Annotated in this window: 18 protein-coding genes; 5 read left to right on the top strand and 13 right to left on the bottom strand. The window is 29.5% G+C overall.

Annotated features, from left to right (window positions below):
- Positions 1-154 precede the first annotated feature (154 nt).
- Complete coding sequence (locus KQI42_RS07400) at positions 155-1,291, bottom strand: aminotransferase class I/II-fold pyridoxal phosphate-dependent enzyme (RefSeq protein WP_246566233.1); 1,137 nt, start codon at positions 1,289-1,291, stop codon at positions 155-157.
- Between the two features lie 162 nt (positions 1,292-1,453).
- On the opposite strand from KQI42_RS07400, the gene pdxR reads away from it, so the two are divergent.
- Together pdxR and splB are read left to right on the top strand one after the other, a co-directional pair.
- The gene (gene pdxR / locus KQI42_RS07395; RefSeq protein WP_216518364.1) at positions 1,454-2,920 is read left to right on the top strand and encodes a MocR-like pyridoxine biosynthesis transcription factor PdxR; all 1,467 of its coding nucleotides are present in this window, start codon (positions 1,454-1,456) and stop codon (positions 2,918-2,920) included.
- A 106-nt stretch (positions 2,921-3,026) separates the two neighbouring features.
- Positions 3,027-4,067 carry a spore photoproduct lyase gene (splB, locus tag KQI42_RS07390; protein ID WP_246566231.1) on the top strand — a complete coding sequence of 347 codons (1,041 nt, stop codon included), beginning with the start codon at positions 3,027-3,029 and terminating at the stop codon, positions 4,065-4,067.
- A 77-nt stretch (positions 4,068-4,144) separates the two neighbouring features.
- Here splB and KQI42_RS07385 read toward each other — a convergent pair whose 3' ends face one another.
- The 3 genes from KQI42_RS07385 to KQI42_RS07375 form a co-directional block, all read right to left on the bottom strand.
- A complete protein-coding gene (locus tag KQI42_RS07385; RefSeq protein ID WP_246566253.1) occupies positions 4,145-4,750 on the bottom strand; it encodes a peptidylprolyl isomerase in 606 nt (201 codons plus the stop codon).
- 197 nt (positions 4,751-4,947) lie between these two features.
- Positions 4,948-5,583, bottom strand: a complete 636-nt coding sequence (lepB, locus tag KQI42_RS07380) for a signal peptidase I (RefSeq protein WP_216518360.1) — start codon at positions 5,581-5,583, stop codon at positions 4,948-4,950.
- Between the two features lie 61 nt (positions 5,584-5,644).
- Positions 5,645-6,154, bottom strand: coding sequence for a nitroreductase family protein (locus tag KQI42_RS07375; protein ID WP_216518341.1), 510 nt, complete (start codon positions 6,152-6,154; stop codon positions 5,645-5,647).
- 236 nt (positions 6,155-6,390) lie between these two features.
- Between KQI42_RS07375 and KQI42_RS07370 the strand changes: the two genes are divergently transcribed.
- Complete coding sequence (locus tag KQI42_RS07370; protein WP_216518339.1) at positions 6,391-6,948, top strand: hypothetical protein; 558 nt, start codon at positions 6,391-6,393, stop codon at positions 6,946-6,948.
- A 44-nt stretch (positions 6,949-6,992) separates the two neighbouring features.
- Here the strand turns inward: KQI42_RS07370 and KQI42_RS07365 are convergent, their stop codons facing one another.
- The 3 genes from KQI42_RS07365 to KQI42_RS07355 form a co-directional block, all read right to left on the bottom strand.
- Positions 6,993-8,024 (bottom strand): class I SAM-dependent methyltransferase, encoded by a 1,032-nt coding sequence (locus tag KQI42_RS07365; protein ID WP_216518337.1) that lies wholly within the window; start codon positions 8,022-8,024, stop codon positions 6,993-6,995.
- Positions 8,025-8,378: 354 nt separating this feature from the next.
- Complete coding sequence (locus KQI42_RS07360) at positions 8,379-8,996, bottom strand: GNAT family N-acetyltransferase (protein WP_216518335.1); 618 nt, start codon at positions 8,994-8,996, stop codon at positions 8,379-8,381.
- A 225-nt stretch (positions 8,997-9,221) separates the two neighbouring features.
- Positions 9,222-10,598: an MATE family efflux transporter gene (locus KQI42_RS07355; protein ID WP_216518333.1), complete on the bottom strand. Its 1,377-nt coding sequence runs from the start codon at positions 10,596-10,598 to the stop codon at positions 9,222-9,224.
- Between the two features lie 442 nt (positions 10,599-11,040).
- Here KQI42_RS07355 and KQI42_RS07350 point away from each other — a divergent pair, with 442 nt between their 5' ends.
- Positions 11,041-12,342: a Na+/H+ antiporter family protein gene (locus tag KQI42_RS07350; RefSeq protein WP_216518331.1), complete on the top strand. Its 1,302-nt coding sequence runs from the start codon at positions 11,041-11,043 to the stop codon at positions 12,340-12,342.
- Positions 12,343-12,421: 79 nt separating this feature from the next.
- Entirely contained in the window at positions 12,422-12,796 is a 375-nt protein-coding gene (locus tag KQI42_RS07345; protein ID WP_216518330.1) for a DUF1667 domain-containing protein, read from the top strand.
- A 103-nt stretch (positions 12,797-12,899) separates the two neighbouring features.
- Here KQI42_RS07345 and KQI42_RS07340 read toward each other — a convergent pair whose 3' ends face one another.
- The 6 genes from KQI42_RS07340 to KQI42_RS07315 all read right to left on the bottom strand — a co-directional run bounded on the left by KQI42_RS07340 (position 12,900) and on the right by KQI42_RS07315 (position 18,097).
- Positions 12,900-13,700 (bottom strand): ABC transporter permease, encoded by an 801-nt coding sequence (locus KQI42_RS07340; protein WP_216518329.1) that lies wholly within the window; start codon positions 13,698-13,700, stop codon positions 12,900-12,902.
- 2 nt (positions 13,701-13,702) lie between these two features.
- Entirely contained in the window at positions 13,703-14,503 is an 801-nt protein-coding gene (locus KQI42_RS07335; protein WP_216518326.1) for an ABC transporter permease, read from the bottom strand.
- Positions 14,500-15,480 (bottom strand): ABC transporter ATP-binding protein, encoded by a 981-nt coding sequence (locus KQI42_RS07330; RefSeq protein WP_216518324.1) that lies wholly within the window; start codon positions 15,478-15,480, stop codon positions 14,500-14,502. Before KQI42_RS07330 ends, KQI42_RS07335 begins: the two co-directional genes overlap by 4 nt.
- A 112-nt stretch (positions 15,481-15,592) precedes the next feature.
- Positions 15,593-16,669, bottom strand: a complete 1,077-nt coding sequence (locus KQI42_RS07325; protein WP_216518322.1) for a sensor histidine kinase — start codon at positions 16,667-16,669, stop codon at positions 15,593-15,595.
- Entirely contained in the window at positions 16,659-17,360 is a 702-nt protein-coding gene (locus KQI42_RS07320; protein WP_216518320.1) for a response regulator transcription factor, read from the bottom strand. The genes KQI42_RS07325 and KQI42_RS07320 overlap by 11 nt, the downstream gene beginning before the upstream one ends.
- Positions 17,361-17,686: 326 nt before the next feature.
- Positions 17,687-18,097: a GNAT family N-acetyltransferase gene (locus KQI42_RS07315; protein WP_246566230.1), complete on the bottom strand. Its 411-nt coding sequence runs from the start codon at positions 18,095-18,097 to the stop codon at positions 17,687-17,689.
- Positions 18,098-18,122: the final 25 nt, after the last annotated feature.

The raw sequence follows: 18,122 nt of genomic DNA, 5'->3' as shown, positions 1-18,122 counted from the left end.
TATAATAGCATTGTACCCTCCATGATAATAACTGCACTTCCTGCTACCTTTACCTCTTCTACTTGACCTTTATTATGAAGAATTTCTACTCATTGTAATTAACTTTTCAACATCTTTCTGTTTTAATAATAAAGTCTTCATAGTTTTATAAATTTTATTTTCCAAATCTATTTTGTATAAGATATTCTTCAAACTTTGCTAAACTCTCCTCAAAGTTTTTTCTGCCATATCCCATTCTAAAATAGTTATCATTAAAAGCATAAATGTTTGCTGGTAAAAGAAGAACACCTTTTTTGGTTACTAAATCTTCACAAAAGCCTTCAACAGGTTGATTAATATTTATCTTGTGAAAAGCAATTGGACCAGCCTGTGGATGATTATTAACAAATAATTCTGGATATCTTTCAAAAAAGCTATCACTAATTTTTAAATTATCTTGTATAATTTTTTTATTTCTTTCTAAAATTTTATCACCATGTTTAAGAGCAATTGTTGCTAAAAATTCACTAGTACTGCTACTACAAATAGAAGTATAATGTTTAAAACGAATTAATTCATCATATATTTTCTTATTTTGTGTAGCAATCCAACCAATTCTTAAACCTGCAAGACCATAAGCTTTAGACATTACTCCTAAAGATACTGCATTTTCATATACATCAGAAAACCAGGGTAATCTATCTCCATCATATTCGAGTCCTTTATATACTTCATCACAGAAAACAAGTATGTTATTTTTTCTAGCTATTTCAGTAATTGCGTTGATTTCATCTAAGCTAATAACATAACCTGTAGGATTATTTGGTGTATTTATAGCAATTAGTTTAGTATTAGATTTTACTAAACCTTTTAGCTCTTCTATATCCATTGTCCATCCATGTTCACTTTGTTTCAATTCCCATTTAGAGACTTCACATCCAATGGAATTCGCAACTTCGTAAAGAGATTGGTATACAGGAAACTGACAAATAACATGATCATTAGGTTCAAGAACAACATTCATATAGTTAAAAATTGCTTCTTGAGCACCTACATGGACTAAAATTCCATCAACATCTATATTAGAATAAAGTCTTGCAATTTCTTCCCTTAGTTCTGGACTCCCTTGAACTTCTGTATAGCCAAGTCCACTTTCTAAAAACTTTTCTTCTGCCCCCTTTTCAAACTTAAGTAAATCTTTAATAGTCATAGTCTCACAATCAGATTGTGTAAGCAAATAGGGTGCGGTAAATTCATACTTATTAAAATAGACCTCTAATTTAAAATCATTCATCTTCATAAATTCTACCAACCTTTCCTTCCAAATTTTATATTTCACCAATTGAAATCATTTAAACGATAACTTGATTTCATTATAGTGTATTATAAGTTTAATGTCGCCATCCATTTGGCTTGTAATAAAACCAACCAAATTATATAATTATATAAAGTCAGATACTAGGAGGAAAATATTATGCCCAATATAGAATGGAAACCTGATAAAAAAAGCCCTATGCCTCTCTATAGACAAATTTCCTTATATATAAAGAACAAAATAGAAAATGGAGAATGGCCTGTAGGAAGTAAAATACCTAGCCAGAGAATGTTAGCTAATACCTTTAATGTAAACAGAAGTACAATTACCACAGCTCTAGATGAGTTAGCAGCAGAGGGACTGATCTTAGGTAAATCAGGTAGAGGAACAGTAGTTATGAATAATACCTGGTCTTTGCTTTCTTCAAACCTTCCCCCAGATTGGATTTCCTATGTCAATGCAGGAGCTCATAAACCTAACCAACTTTTTATTCAAGAAATTAATCGTTCAGAATTCGATCCTTCAATTATCAGACTTGGTACTGGTGAATTATCTCCTGAACTTTTACCTAATGAAATGATGAAAGAAATATTTAAGAAGTCAGCAGAAAAAATGAAACCTTTAAGCTACGAAGAGCCGAAAGGGCTTTTATTTCTTCGTAAGGAAATAAGTCGACGTTTAGAGAAATATGGAATTAGTGTTTCTCCTTCTTCCATTCTAATTGTTTCTGGAGCATTGCAAGCTTTACAACTTATTTCTGTAGGTCTTCTACGCAAAGGTTCAACTATTCTTTTAGAAGAACCATCTTATCTCTATTCCCTTCATGTGTTTCAATCAGCGGATATGAGATTATCTGGATTGCCTATTGATGATGAAGGAATTCAAATAAACAATATTGCTTATAATAAACAGCAAAAAAATGGAGCTTTGCTATATACAATCCCATCTTTTCATAATCCTACTGGAATTGTTATGAGTATACAAAGACGTAAACAGTTGTTAGAAATATGTGAAAAAGAAAGACTGCCTATTATTGAAGACGATGTTTATCGTGATTTATGGATTGATGAACAGTCACCTTATCCATTAAAATCTATGGATAAAAACGGAATTGTTTTGTATTTGGGAAGCATGTCGAAATCATTAAGTCCTGGATTGAGAATTGGATGGGTAGTTGGCCCCCAGCCTGTTATTGAACGATTAGCTGATATTAAGATGCAGACAGATTATGGTTCTAGTTCATTGTCTCAATGGATTGCAGCAGAATGGTTTGCTAGTGGTTTATATGATGAACATTTACAATATATAAGGCAACAGTTAAAAGTTCGTAGAAAAGTCACACTTTCTGCTTTAAATAAATATTTTTCTGATATTGCAACATGGAATATCCCTAAAGGAGGATTTTATATTTGGCTAAAATTGAATGATAAAGTTTATATGCATGAACTTTTTAGCAAATCATTGGAAAGAGGCATATTGATTAATCCTGGTAGTATATATGAACCTCAGTCAAGTTGTAGTTTACGAATTTCCTATTCCTATGCTTCTTTAGAAGATATTGAAAAGGGTTTATATACAATTTCTCAAGTTGTAAGAGAAATTATCAATGATGGTTCTATTAAGTAAATTTTAAATACTTTCTATTTTCTCTATATATAATCTAAATATATAAAAACTAATATAAATATTACTATTCTCAATAGGATACAATAAGCCTTGGAGGTGAATAGTTTTGACAGATTTTATGCCTAAACAAATATTTTATGAACCTGAAGCTTTAAATTATCCTTTAGGAAAAGAAATTTTTAGATATTTTAAATCTATGAATATTCCAATTAATCCTACTACTTCTCATAATCGTGTTACTGGTATTAAGGGAGATACACCTCAAGAAGCCTATAGAGAAGCAAAAAATACCTTAGTTATAGGAGTTAGAAGAAGTAAAGATTTTCAAAGCTGTAAACCATCAGCTCATTATCAACTTCCACTAGCCACTAGCTGTCCTGGTATGTGTGAATACTGTTATCTTTCAACTACATTAGGTCCAAAACCTTACTTGAGAGTTTATGTAAATATAGATGAAATATTAAATATTACAAAAGAAATTATACAAAGTCGTTCACCAGAGATAACTATATTTGAGGGTGCTGCTACATCTGATCCTCTCCCTGTAGAAAAATATACAGGTAGTTTAAAAAAGACTATAGAGTTTTTTGGAAAAGAAGAACTAGGACGCTTTAGATTTGTTACCAAGTTTACAAACGTTGATAGTCTATTAACTATCCAACATAATAACCATACAAGATTTCGATTTAGTCTAAATAGCCAAGAAATAATCAATAAATTTGAACACGGAACCCCTTCTCTTATAGAAAGATTAGAAGCAGCAGCAAAAGTTGTAAAAGCTGGGTATCCGATAGGGTTTATAGTTGCTCCTATTTTTAGATTTGAAAATTGGAAAAACGAATATAGAAGCTTATTTCTTTTATTAGAAAAATATTTATATGAAAATTTGCCAGAGAACTGGTCTCCAGATAGTTTAACCTTTGAATTCATTACTCATCGTTTTACTAGTAGGGCTAAATCCAATATTACAAATATTTTTCCTAATACTAAACTTCCGATGAATGAAGAAGAACGAAAATTTAAGTTTGGTCAATTTGGATATGGTAAATATATTTATACTTCTAACGAAATAGACGAGTTAAAAGAATTTTTCTTACAAACAGTTGAAAAGCACTTTCCAGAGGCTAAAATTGAATATTTTATCTAGTAAAATATTTGCTTAAATAAATTATCAAAAGCCAGATAACTATAGTTTATAGAAATACTGGCTTTTGATTATATTGTTTACTTAAATTCAACTATTTTTACTTCTTCCATTACAACAGGTTCTGATGGCTTATCGTTCCCATCAACTTCTACTTCTGCTATTTTATCTACTACATCCATTCCTTCAAATACTTGACCAAATACTGTATGTTTACCATCTAACCAGTAAGTTCCTCCTAGTTCCTCATACGCTTTTACTACACTTTCAGGGAATCCTTTTTCCTCCCCAGCCTCTTTCATCTGATCTATTATATCCTTTTCAACCTTATGTTTTTGCACAATAAAGAATTGACTGCCATTAGTATTTGGTCCTGCATTAGCCATAGATAATGCCCCTCTAAAGTTACGATAATTTATATCAAATTCGTCTTCAAAAGGTTCTCCCCAAATACTTTCACCGCCTCTTCCTGTTCCATCTGGGTCTCCTCCTTGAATCATAAAATCATTAATTACTCTATGGAAAGTAACTTTATTATAATATCCATTTTTAGCATGAGTCTTAAAATTTTCTACAGCCTTCGGTGCTATTTCTGGAAAAAATTTGATTTTAACATCTCCATAATTAGTAGTAATGACAGCTATTTCTTCTCCTTGATTTGGCGGTTGTAACTGATTTAATTCCATATTTTGTCCTCCTTGTTCTTCTATCTCTTCTAGTTCTTGCTTTTCACATCCTACTGCTAATACTATAAAGCTTATAATAAGTATTAATAGGATAGATTTACTGTTTCTTGTTTTCATTTCTAACTCTCCTAATCTCACAATACTTTTATAGGATACCACATTAAGAGTAACTTTGTAAGAGTTTTCCTACCTAGTTCTTAATTTACTCCTTTATTTTCATACACTGTTCCTATCTTATTTATCGGCCATATTCTAAATACCACTTTTCCTTCTATTTGATTATAATCAATAAATCCTAATTCTCTACTATCTAAGCTAACTTCTCTATTGTCTCCTAACACAAATACTTTATTATCAGGCACAGTTATAGGGAATTTCATATCCCTTGGTGATGTTTCTCCTTTTATATAAAATTCTTTAATTATCTCTCCATTTAAATAAACGTATCCATCTTTAATATCTATTAAATCTCCAGGTACACCTACTATTCTTTTAAGTAAATGATTTCTTGAAATCTCTCCATTTAATAATTTATACATTTCTTTTATTTCCACGGAAATGCCATTCAATACACCTTTTTTTCCTTCAGATTTATTTAAAATTATTACGTCTCCTCTTTTTGGTTCTTTAAAAGCATAGCTTAATCTATTTAAAACCACTTTTTCACCTTCAAAGAAGGTATTTTCCATAGAACTTTCTTTTATTTCAGGCATAGCAAATACATTGTTCTTTATAACTATTGCTATAATAAAAGAAGCAAGTAAAGTAAAAGTCCACTCAAGGATTCCTTTTGTTAAAATTTTTATTTTTCCTAATTCGTTTTTTCTCTTCATTAATATGACTCTCCTCACATTATTCTTTTTCCTCTGTACCTTTTAAATTTAAAAAAGTATGTTACCATTTATTATAGTGTATTTTATTAGCATCATACCTATCTGTTGGCTCTTTTTCTTCATCCTTAACTCCTACAACTACCATCCCAATAGGTATTATATTTTCAGGTAACCCTAATACATCCTTAGCAGAATCTACTAATTTATCAGCTGAATATATTCCACACCAAACTGCTCCTAATCCTATTCCATGAGCTGCTAACAACATATTTTGTATAGCAGCAGAACAATCCTCTACTAGAAAACCTTTATTAGGTTGTTTTACCTCATCACCACAGACAATTATTCCACAACCAGCTTTAGGTAACATCTTTGCATAAGGATGAAATTCTGCTATTCTCTCAATTACATCTTCATCTCTAACTACAACAAAATGCCAAGGCTGATAATTATGAGCTGAAGGTGCTTGAAAACCTGATTTTAATAAGATGTTTAAATCTTCTTCTTTAATAGGTTCCCCTGTAAATTTACGTATGCTTATTCTCGTTAAGATCGTATTTAACACATCCATTAGATAAATCTCTCCTTTACATAAATTTTTATTTATTAAGTTGCAATTTACTACTTTAAGATCTTTAAAAATATACTTATTCTTCCATCTTAATTATACCAATAAAAAAAGTAAAGCAATCAATATAAATATACTTTCATTATAATATTTTCTAAAAAAGGCTAAATGTTTTATATTGCTTCCAAATATTGCATAATAACTGTATAATATAAAGTAAAAAAGGGAGGGTGATTGTAGTGAAGTCAAGAAATATGACTAAAGGTATAATTATTCTATTGTTATTATCCCTTATGGCTTCGAGTCTTATTATGGAAATCATCAGATATAGGGGAGAGATAGTATTTTTACAACCCCATGAATACACACCTGAAATAAATCAGTATATAAACAAAGTCGAAATCTTTTTCATCCCTTATGTGATCTTAATTTTCCTCATTTCTATCTTTATGATTACAGATTTATGGAAATTTATTCTTGGAGATTCTATAGACGGAAAAATCTACAAGGTCATCCTTACTGTTTTAATAAAGTTTTCGGCTGTATTTCATATATTCTCAATTTTTTTCCGACTACAGGAGGCTCAATCTTTGCTACATAGAACAGGAAAAATTATAATGCCTATATATAAACTAATTACTCCTTATATTATTACCATTGGTATCTGGATGTTATCTATTATTATAATCAAATCTATAGAAAAAGACTATAAAAAACAAGTTAATAAAAATAAAGACAATACTTATTATAAAGAATGGAAGAAATTCACAGAACTTCTTAAAGTTAAAGAAGATTAAAGGAATAAATTAATTTATTCCTTTAATCTTTATATTTTTAAAATCTATTTTATTGCTGTAATCATAGGATCTATTTCTATTGGTGCTTTTAATTGAACTGCAACTTTTACAACATTTTTTATAACTTCATCAATAGAATGTAAGTCTTTAGGTCTTTCACTGTTGTCATATTGGTTAAATAATTTAAATGCAACTGAACTACCACTATGGGAAGGAATGACTTCTTTAAATCCTATTTCTTTTAACCAAGAAATAATAGTTTTTGCAGAAGGATGAACGGTTTTCAATACTTGAGCTTTTGTAATTTTAGATTTTAATTCCTGTAAAAGAGGAATGGTTATTTGGTTAAAGGAAACCCCTTCATTTGCTGATAATCTCCCCATTAGTTCTTCCTTTGACATAGCAAAAGTTAACCCATACTGAATTACATATTCATCCTCTATATTTCTATTAAATAATATTAGTTTACAAGACTTCTCATTTAAGTCTGCAATCCATAAATCCCTTTCTCCACCATTTCTATATCTGCCTAATGCTTCGTAATGAATTCTTAATCTTCCTTCTGGTTTTAAAACACGATATAATTCTTTTAAAGTTTCTTTTGGATTGGGTGTTTGTTCTACAGATGAAGCTGCCATGACTCCATCAAAGCTATTATCTTCAAAAGGTATTTTACTTCCAACAACATAATTTTTAAACTTAACATTGGTAATTCTAAGCCTCTTTGCATTTTCTGAACAAACTTCTATTCTACGAGTCGAAGAGTCAATACCTATTACTTCTTTAGCGTAAGGTGCAACGATTAATGAAGGCCACCCATCTCCCGGTCCAAAGTCTAACAATTTCTTATTTTCTCCCTCTGTAGAATAAAGAAAATCATAAAGCAGACCTCTATCTATCCAATGAGAAATTTTCCTTCCGTCAAATGGCTGATATATTATTGGCAAGCTATTTCCTGATTGAGACTCCATTTCATTATAAATAAAGTCTTCAGAAGTACAATTTGTTGGATTTAAACTTTCTTCTATCCAATTAAAAATATTACATCCTAAGTTCTTTTTATTTTCCATTGACATATTTTATTTCCCCCAATTATTTATTCATTATTTATCTAGCAAATAAACCTTTCGTCAATGGATAAGAAATAGATTTACTAAATCTTAATTTCCTCCAACGATAAAAGGTTAGTTGTATTCTTTCTCATAACCACCACTCCTTTCATAAAATATCATTTAGTGTCAATACAAATACATATTCTGCACATAAAGTAAAATCCCTTTTTATTTTATAATTTTTCAATAAGTAAGAAATCATTATAAATAAATCTCTCTTTAGATTAATTTATTCTATAACTAATCTTGTGTAAAGTCTTTACAACATATATTTTAAGATTTTTGATTCTTATATATCGTATTTTATTACTTTCCATTTTATTTATAATCTCTTAATTGTTCAGCTACATTGTCCATTAATTGAGCATTATTATTTTTGAACCTATTTCTTTTTAAATTAAAAACAATTCCATCAAATAATTTACCATCAACTTCTATTGTTTTTATACTTCTCTCTTCAGCAACTTCACAGAATCCTATGTCTTGTGCCAATCCAATCATCCTAAAATTTCCAGACCATGTTTCTGTATAAATATTATCTAATCTAGTAGTATTGAAAAGATAAGCTATCCAAAGGCTGAAAGCCTGTTTTCCTAATCCCTTTCCCCAATAACTACTTTCTCTTATTCCTATACCAATCGCCAAATTCTGCTTATCACTACCTATATAATAGGCGTTAACACTCCCAATCAAGGTATCATCCTTATAGCAAATATTTAATCTCCCTGAGACTTTAGGTTTTGGTTTATTGAACATCTCCATAAATTCATCCCTAATTTTCTCTACTTTGGATTCAATCTTTTCCCAAGGTGCATCCCACTTTGTCCATTCTGTTTCGATAGTATTCCATCTAATATATTTTTCGACATCTTCTTTTAATAACTCTCTTAGATAAACATCTTTATATATTATCTTTAATAATCTATCATTATTCAATCCTGATCCTCCTATATTGTACTTTTCAATAAATAAATCTAACTTTACAATCTTGAAATATATTTATAACGTTTACCATAATTACCACCCTTTTCTTGATTATTTATCTAAAATTTTACATTATAGATAATATTCTTCATTAATCATATAAATCCTTCTTTAATATATTTAAAAAGTGTACTTTAAAATTTTAAAGTACACTTAAAAACTTAATAATAACCACTTTTAATCAATTCTATTGTCCAATATATTTTCTTGTAGACCTTTTTTAATAGCAAATATAAATAATCCAGTCAACACTATTCCTTTAAGAATACTACTTATGCTAATACTCCACCATACTCCGTTTAATCCTAATGAAGTGTATTTAGAAAGTATTATAGCAGAGGGTATTCTAAGAGCATTAAAAACTATCCCTATAACTGCTGGAGGTAAAGTTTTTCCTAACCCATTAAAAGCTCCACCTGTAGCTATCTCTATACACATGAAAAACTGAGAGATTCCTAGAATTTTTAAATAAATTATACCATATTCTAAAGCTACGGGATCATTAGGTATAAAAAGCCTAAATACAGGCTTTGCTCCAAAAATAAGTAATATTGTGGCAAATATTCCTATTACACCAACAATTCGTAATCCTTTATAATATCCTTCCTCAATTCTCTTAAATTTACCAGCACCATAATTTTGCCCTATGAAAGCACTTATGGCAGTAGAAAAGCCTCCTGCAGTCATCCATGATATAGATTCAATCTGAGAACCTACTTTTTGAACTGCAATTGGTGTTGGACCCCACTGTGCTATTATCTTAGCAATAACCATAGCAATCATAGCAAATAATCCTGTTTGCATAAAAGCTGGAAAACCAAGCTTAAATATTTTCTTTACATAATTTAATTCAGGAGTTTTAAAAATATTTAAATGAGAAAATAAAGTTCTATGATTTTTAGTTGTAACTATAAATATACAAGTAACTATTAATTGAGCCAGTATAGTAGCTAATGCAGCTCCTTTTATACCCATTCTAGGAAAAGGCCCTATTCCATAAATCAATACTGGGTCAAGTACCATATTTAATACTAATCCAATAGCATTAACTATAAAGGGAGTAATACTGTTACCTGAACCATTGAATATCCCTGAAAAAACAGGATTTAAAAAATAAAAAACTAATCCAAAAGCTATAATTACTAAATAATCTACAGCCATTTGTATTACTTCAGGATCCCCTAAATCAAAAAAACCTATAAGTTTATGTCTAAATAATATAATAAATAAAGAATATATCAATGCTATTATTATATCTAGTTGTAAAGTGTGTGAAACATACTTTCTTGCCTCATCCATTTTATCTTTTCCAAAGGATTGAGCTACTCCTACTTCTGCTCCAATTTTAGGAATCATAAATAAAGCAGACCCAAACCAAGTAAAGAATCCTGCTGTTCCAGAAGCAGCTACAGCATTTGTACTTAGTCTGCCAAGCCATATCATATCTGTCATATTATATGCCATCTGAACAAAAGAGGTAGCCATAATAGGTAATGCCAATTTAGTTAAGGTACTAGAAATGTTTCCTTCTATTAAGTTTGGTTTCTTTGTCATACAATCTCTCCTTAATTGATTAATCAACATAAATTACTTTATTTAGTAACTCTAAATAATTCTACATGAAAAGAATACATTCTTCAATAATAATTTATTATTTATCTACTTTATATCCTCCGTTCATTCTATAACCATTTATTAAGGCTTTGTTATCTCCTTTAATATAACTTATAAAATTACTCCTTTTATTGACTATTAAAATATTATACATGTTTTTCTATTTTTTTCAAGTAAAGAAATAATATTCATCTTGACTTTAGACTGATAACGTATTAAAATTTAAATCATTAACTTTTTATTTAATAGCCATAGTTTGTTATAGTTCTACAGTTAAATTTATTTTAATAATAATATATTAAAATATTGTCAAAATAAAGGTAGGTGTCTTTTTGTTCATAATTCATATGACTTATATTTTAAATGATAAAGGGGTGATTTTATGTTACTAAATCCAGTAGTATTATCTGTCATTGTAATGACAGTGCTGTGTCTTTTAAAATTAAATGTAATACTAGCTTTAATATTAGCAGCTTTAACTGGTGGATTACTAGCGAATATGTCTTTAACAGAAACTATGAAAACTCTTATTGGTGGAATGGGTGGAAATTCTGAAACTGCTTTAAGTTATATTTTACTAGGTGCTTTAGCTATAGCTATAAGTAAAACTGGTGTAGCAGATATTTTAGCTAAAAAAATGGGAAACTTAATTAAGGATAAAAGAGTAATGTTTGTACTTTTATTAGCTTTTATAGCTTGCTTTTCACAAAATTTAATACCCGTTCACATTGCATTTATACCGATACTAATACCTCCATTACTATCAATCATGAATAAGTTAAAAATTGATAGAAGAGCTGCAGCTTGTGCATTAACTTTTGGATTAAAAGCTCCCTATGTAATGATCCCTGTAGGCTTTGGTCTTATGTTTCACAATATTATTAGAGATGCTTTAATTGATAATGGAGTAAATGCTACAACTAATATGATATGGAAATCCATGCTTCTTCCTGGCATTGGAATGATTATCGGGTTATTTATAGCTGTATTTTTCTCTTATAGAAAACCGAGAGAATATAAAAATGTTAACGAGCCTATTGTAAGTAACTCTTTCCAGCATGAAGGTCTTACCAAAGAACATATCGCCGCCTTAATTGGTGCTATAGCCGCTTTCGTTGTTCAAATAATAACTAAGTCTTTACCACTTGGCGCTTTAACTGGTCTTATTATAATGCTTATTTTTGGTGCCTTTAAGTGGAAAGATATTGATGATTTAATGAATGGTGGAATAGGGCTAATGGGGTTTATTGGTTTTGTAATGTTGGTAGCTTCAGGCTATGGTGCTGTAATCAGAGCCACTGGCGGTGTTGAACAATTAGTTGAAGCTGTTGGTGCTATGTTGGGCGGCAGCAAAATTATAGCTGCTTTTGTAATGTTACTCATCGGACTTATAATTACTATGGGAATAGGTACTTCTTTTGGAACTATCCCTATTATTGCTACCATATACGTGCCTCTAGCTGTTTCATTAGGATTTAGTCCTGCCGCAATCATTGCTTTAGTTGGTACAGCTGGAGCTTTAGGAGATGCCGGTTCTCCTGCCTCAGACAGTACTTTAGGACCAACGGCTGGTCTTAATATTGACAGTCAACATGATCATATCTGGGATACTTGTGTGCCTACTTTCCTACATTACAATATTCCTCTTATAATATTTGGAACTATTGCTGCCTTAATATTATAGAAGTCTAAGAATTTTCCTTAGCATTTTATAATATTGTGATATAATAGATGTAATGTTTTTAGCAATAGAGGTGGTTAATATGGATAAACATAGGCTAACTTGTAAAGTATGTCCTGTTGGTTGTAAACTCATTATATCTAAGGATAGTAATGAACCTTACGGATATAAAATAGAAGGAAATAACTGTAATAGAGGCGTAGAATTTGGTATAAAGGAGATCATTGAGCCTTCAAGAATTTTAACTGGTAGAGTTATTTTAAATAATGGTCCTATGAGTAGGTTACCTGTTAAAACTAGTGATGTTATTCCTGAAAACTTAGTCGATAAATGTATGGAGATTATAAGAGAAACAGAAGTTACTGCTCCTATCAATAAAGGAGATATTATAATTAAAAATATTCTAAATACTGGTGTAGATGTAATAGCTGCAAGAAAAATTAATAGTCTTAAATAATAACCTCCTCTTTCAGTAAAAGGTAAACCTAAAAGAGGAAGTTATTATTTTTGTTCAATAATTGATTGCATGAATATATAATGTTTATTCTATATTTCTCAAATTAACTTCCAGTAGAAGTATAATGTTTTACCCCAATTTTCCATATTTGCAAAGATAATATAAAAAATATAAACCCAAAGAAGGGGGATACCCATCCCATCCAGCTAGGATAATTTAGAGAATCAGTCTTTCCTAGTATACTTATTACAGGAAAATAATTAATTGTAGCTAAAGGAATTACATAAATCAATATTTTTCTAAACCAAGATTTATATATGGATATAGGATACTGAGCTGCTTCTACTCCACCATATGTAAAAGAGTTTACTATCTCTAGACTTTGTACAGACCAGAATGATAAAGTGGCTTGAAGTACTATAAGTCCAGAAAATAAAAAATTTCCCCCAATAATAGATCCAATTAATAATAAAGTTTTTCCAAAAGTCCATTTTACATTTAATGTTTTAACTGCCCATATAAGTACTACAAGACCTTGAGCAAATCTTCCTACCCTCATTATTTGAAAGTCGTGCCCTAAAATCTGTAAAACTGTAGTTCTCGGTCTAAGAAGTATTCTATCAAAATCTCCTATCCTAACTAATTTATGAAAAGTATCAAATCCTCTTGTCCAAGCTTCTGTAATAGAGAAAGCAATGTGAACTATTCCGTAAAATAAAGCAGCTTCAGGAAAAGTAAAACCCTTAAGACTTCCAAACCGTTGAAACAATACCCATATTCCAAGAAAATCTATAAAAGTTATTAGAAAATGACCTATGGACATCATTATAAAAGAGGCTTTATATTGAAGCTGAGATTCTATATTTAGCTTAAGATATTTAAAATATAGCTTTATGCTATCCATATTTACCCTCCTTGTACTATTAAGTCTTTTAGCTTTCTATTTAAAATCCATTGACCTAGACCATAAAGTAAGATAGCCCATATAATCTGAAAAGAAAAATATTTAGGCAACTGATTAAAAATAATTTTCCCAGTAAAAAATCTAGCTGGTATATCTACTAATCCACTAAAAGGCAGATAACTTAATATTTGTTTTAATCTATCTGGAAAAAGTGGTAAAGGTACTATCATTCCAGAAAATAATGTAACAATAGCTGATAATAATCTTTGTATACCATCACCTGAAATAGAATAGAGAGTAGTTATATTGATAATATTTGTTATAGTACAAGAAATCATTAATGCACCAAAAGTAGTTACTATCCATCCTATGACAGACAGAATATTTGGTGGCAATTCCATTCTGTACTCCTTTGGTAATAATAATGCAATAATAAATAAAGGAATGGATTTAAGGAATGTTGGTGCAGCTCTTAAAGCAAACGCCCTGGCAAGCCAATAATTATATAAATTCATAGGTCTTACAAGTTCATAGGTTACATTTCCAGTTCTTATTAAGTCTTGAATTTCACTATCTCCATTCCAAGGAATCATTCCAAGCATAGCTTGACCTAACCATATATAAGAAATAGCAACTTTATAGTCAATGGGAACAGATCCAGTGGTAGAACTATAAAATCCATAGAAAACCATAACTCTAATGATCCCAAAGAAAAATTGAGTAACTATGCCTGCAAAGGCAGCAATCCTATATTGAAGTAACAGATTAAATCTAATTTTAATAATAGATAAATATGCTTTCATATTTTCAACTCCTCATACAACTGTGCAATAACTTCTTCAATAGGAGGATTTTCTATTAAAATATCTTTTATTTTATATTTAGTGGATAAAGCAGTGATTAAATTGGCTGGAGTTATTATATCTGGATTGAAATCAATGATAAGTCTGTTTTTTTCTTCTCTTACCAAAGTAGCTCCTTCTATAGAAAAGGTATTTTTGCCTTGTTCAAAATCTAAAATCAATCTTCTTTCATTAGAAACTCTATTTCTAAGAGATTTTAAAGAACCATCAGAAAGAATTTCTCCTTTCCCTATTACAATTACTCTATCACATAAAGTTTCGATATCATCCATATCATGGGTTGTAAGAATAACTGTGACGCCTCTTTCCTTATTTAACTTTTTTATAAATTCTCTAACAGCTAATTTAGAAATGGCATCTAATCCTATAGTAGGTTCATCAAGAAATAGTATTGAAGGAGAATGGAGTAATGAAGCAGCTAATTCACATCTCATCTTTTGCCCTAGACTCAACTGTCTTACAGGAGTATTTATAAAGCTTTCTAAATTTAGCCACTTTATAAGCTCCTTTTTCATTTTTACATAGTCCCCAAAACGAATCTTATAAATATCCTTTAATAATTCAAAGGAATCTATTACTGGTAAGTCCCACCATAGCTGAGTTCTTTGGCCAAACACTACCCCTATATTTTTTACATAATTAATTCTATCTTTATATGGAATTTTATCTAAAACCTTGCACTCTCCTGAATCTGGAGTTAATATACCACTTAGTATTTTAATTGAAGTAGATTTTCCAGCTCCATTAGGTCCAATATATCCCACAAGCTCTCCTTTTCCTATTTCAAAGGATACCTTATTTAATGCCACTATTTCTTCATATTCCCTATGTACCATACTTTTTAAACCATTCATTATACCTGCTTTTCTTTTAGGTATTTTATATACTTTGGACAGTTCATTGGCTACAATATCCAAATTAATCCCCCCTTCTTTTTTTAGACGTAAGGTGAATTCTATCAAAATAAAGGTAAGAAGTCAAGAAAAAAAGACATCATAATATAGATGTCTTTAGTAATAAATTTATATTCTATAATTTAACTTGAAACTCAGTTCTTCCATTCTTACTATAAACAGCAATTTCTCCTCCATGAAGCTCAATAATGTTTTTAGCAATGGCCAAACCTAACCCAGTACCTTCCCTATCTTGAGAACGAGATTTATCTACTTTGTAAAATCTGTCAAAAATATAGGGTAAATCCATTTCTGAAATAGTTTCTCCATAGTTAATAATGCTGATTACAGCCTTATCCTTTTCACTTTTTATATTTATATCTACATATTTTCCTTCCTTACCATAACGTATAGCATTAGATAGTAAATTTTCAAAAACCCTTACTAATAAACTTCCATCTCCTTCAATAAACAATTTTTCCTTAGAAGATGTTAACCTATATTCCATTTCAGCTTCATTCAGTATGGGAACAAATTCTTCAACTAATTGTTCTAATAATTGTCCTAAGTCTATTTTCTCTAAATTTAACTTTATACCACCATAACTAATCTTAGTAAATTCAAATAACTCATCAATTAACTTTTTTAAAGTTAAAGATTTACTATAGGCAATATCGACGTAATATCTTAATGTCAATTCATCCTTATAATTATCATTTGCAACCAAGCCTAAATATCCAATAATTGAAGTAAGAGGTGTTCGCAGGTCATGAGATACATTAGTTATAAGTTCATTTTTCATTTTTTCAGCCTTTCGTTCCTCCTCTATAGAAGTTTTTAATTGTTCTGCCATAAAATTAATATTCTCAGCCAATTGTCCTAACTCATCATTAGATTCAATAGGTATTTTAGCTTCTAAATTACCTTGTGCAATTTTTTTTAACACCATATTTATATCCTCTAAATAACGTATGCGCTTTTGCGTAAATATAAAGAAAAACATTATAAATAATATCAGCCCTGTAACAACAACAATAGGAGCCCTTCCAATGGTCATATCTAATCCCTTTAAAATCTTTCTAGGGATAGGATAATTAGCTGAATTAAAAGCAAATAGTAGCAATATAAAAACTGTTATAATAGAAGCTACTATACTTAATATAAATAATAAAATAATCTTCCATCTGATACCTTTATGTTCTCTATTCTTCAATCTTATAACCCACTCCCCAAACTGTCTTAATGATTATTGGTTCTCTTGGATTATCTTCAATTTTTTCTCTAATTCTTCGAATATGAACCATTACAGTGTTATTACCTTCAAAATATTTTTCTTTCCAAACCCTTCTAAATATTTCTTCAGCACTAAAAACAGTTCCTTTATTTTTGGCTAAAAGTAAGAGTATATCAAATTCAGTTGGAGTTAAGTTTATTAATTTATCATATAGTGTTACCTCATGACTTTTCTCATCAATAATTAATCCATTAATATTAATAATACCATTACTAATATTTTCTGTACTTTTAGGATTTAAATATAAATATCTTCTTAACTGAGATTTAACTCTAGCCATTAATTCCAAAGGATTAAAGGGTTTGGTCAAATAATCATCAGCCCCTGTACTTAATCCCATGATTTTATCCATATCTTCTGATTTAGCACTAAGCATTAAGATAGGAATATTTTTATCTTGTCTAATCCTTCTGCACACTTCTAATCCATCAATACCGGGCATCATAATATCTAAAATAACAAGATGGACTAATTCCTTACTTAAAATATCTAAGGCATCTTTTCCGTTAAATGCCTTTAATACTCGATAACCGTCATTAGATAGATAAATTTCTATTAAGTTTGCAATTTCTTTTTCATCTTCCACAATTAAAATCTTCTCTTTTTCCATATTATCATAACCTTTCTAAATATCTAAAATATAACCTAAGCATGGGTTCAGTATACCAATAGTCTTGAATTTTTTCAATGTTCTATTAAAATTGTATAATATTTCATCTGAAGTAGCCTCCATTTAAATTATATTTTTATGGCTTGTGAATATTTTCAAAGATTTTTCTAGCATTAAATCTATTTTTTCTATTACTTCTGATTATAAACTATTTTTATCTAACATTTATTAATTATTTCTTAAGTCATTATAAAGATTTTATATATAGTATCCCATATTAAGAAACCCCTATGTAATCAATTAATTACATAGGGGTGTTATTCTATTTAAAACTTTACAAAAGCTACAAGTTCACCTTTATCACAAGAAAAAAATCCATTAGCTTCATAAAATCCTCTAGTTTCCTCTGAATCGTCTGTTAACAATACTTTTTGTCTTACATGATTATATTTATCTAATATATTTCTGAGAAAATTTGAACCAATTCCTTTTCTTTTATAAGATTCTAGAACCAATATATCTTGAATATAAATAATAGTTTCACCGTCACCAATAATTCTTATTAAGCCTACTAGATTATCTTCTTCCCAAGCTGAAATTACCATTAAAGAATTTTCTATAGCCTTAATTAATCTTTCTTCATCTTTAGTATAATTTGTCCAACCTGCATCGTTATATAAGTTTAGAATCTTTTCTTTATCTATAATTTTATCATATTTATATATTATTTTCTCCATTAACTATCACTCCTTATATTGAATT

The organism is Tissierella simiarum, assembly GCF_018917865.1.
GTDB lineage: Bacteria > Bacillota > Clostridia > Tissierellales > Tissierellaceae > Tissierella_C > Tissierella_C simiarum.
The sequence above is the reverse complement of the archived record's forward strand: the minus strand, read 5'-3'. Positions and strand labels throughout refer to the sequence as shown.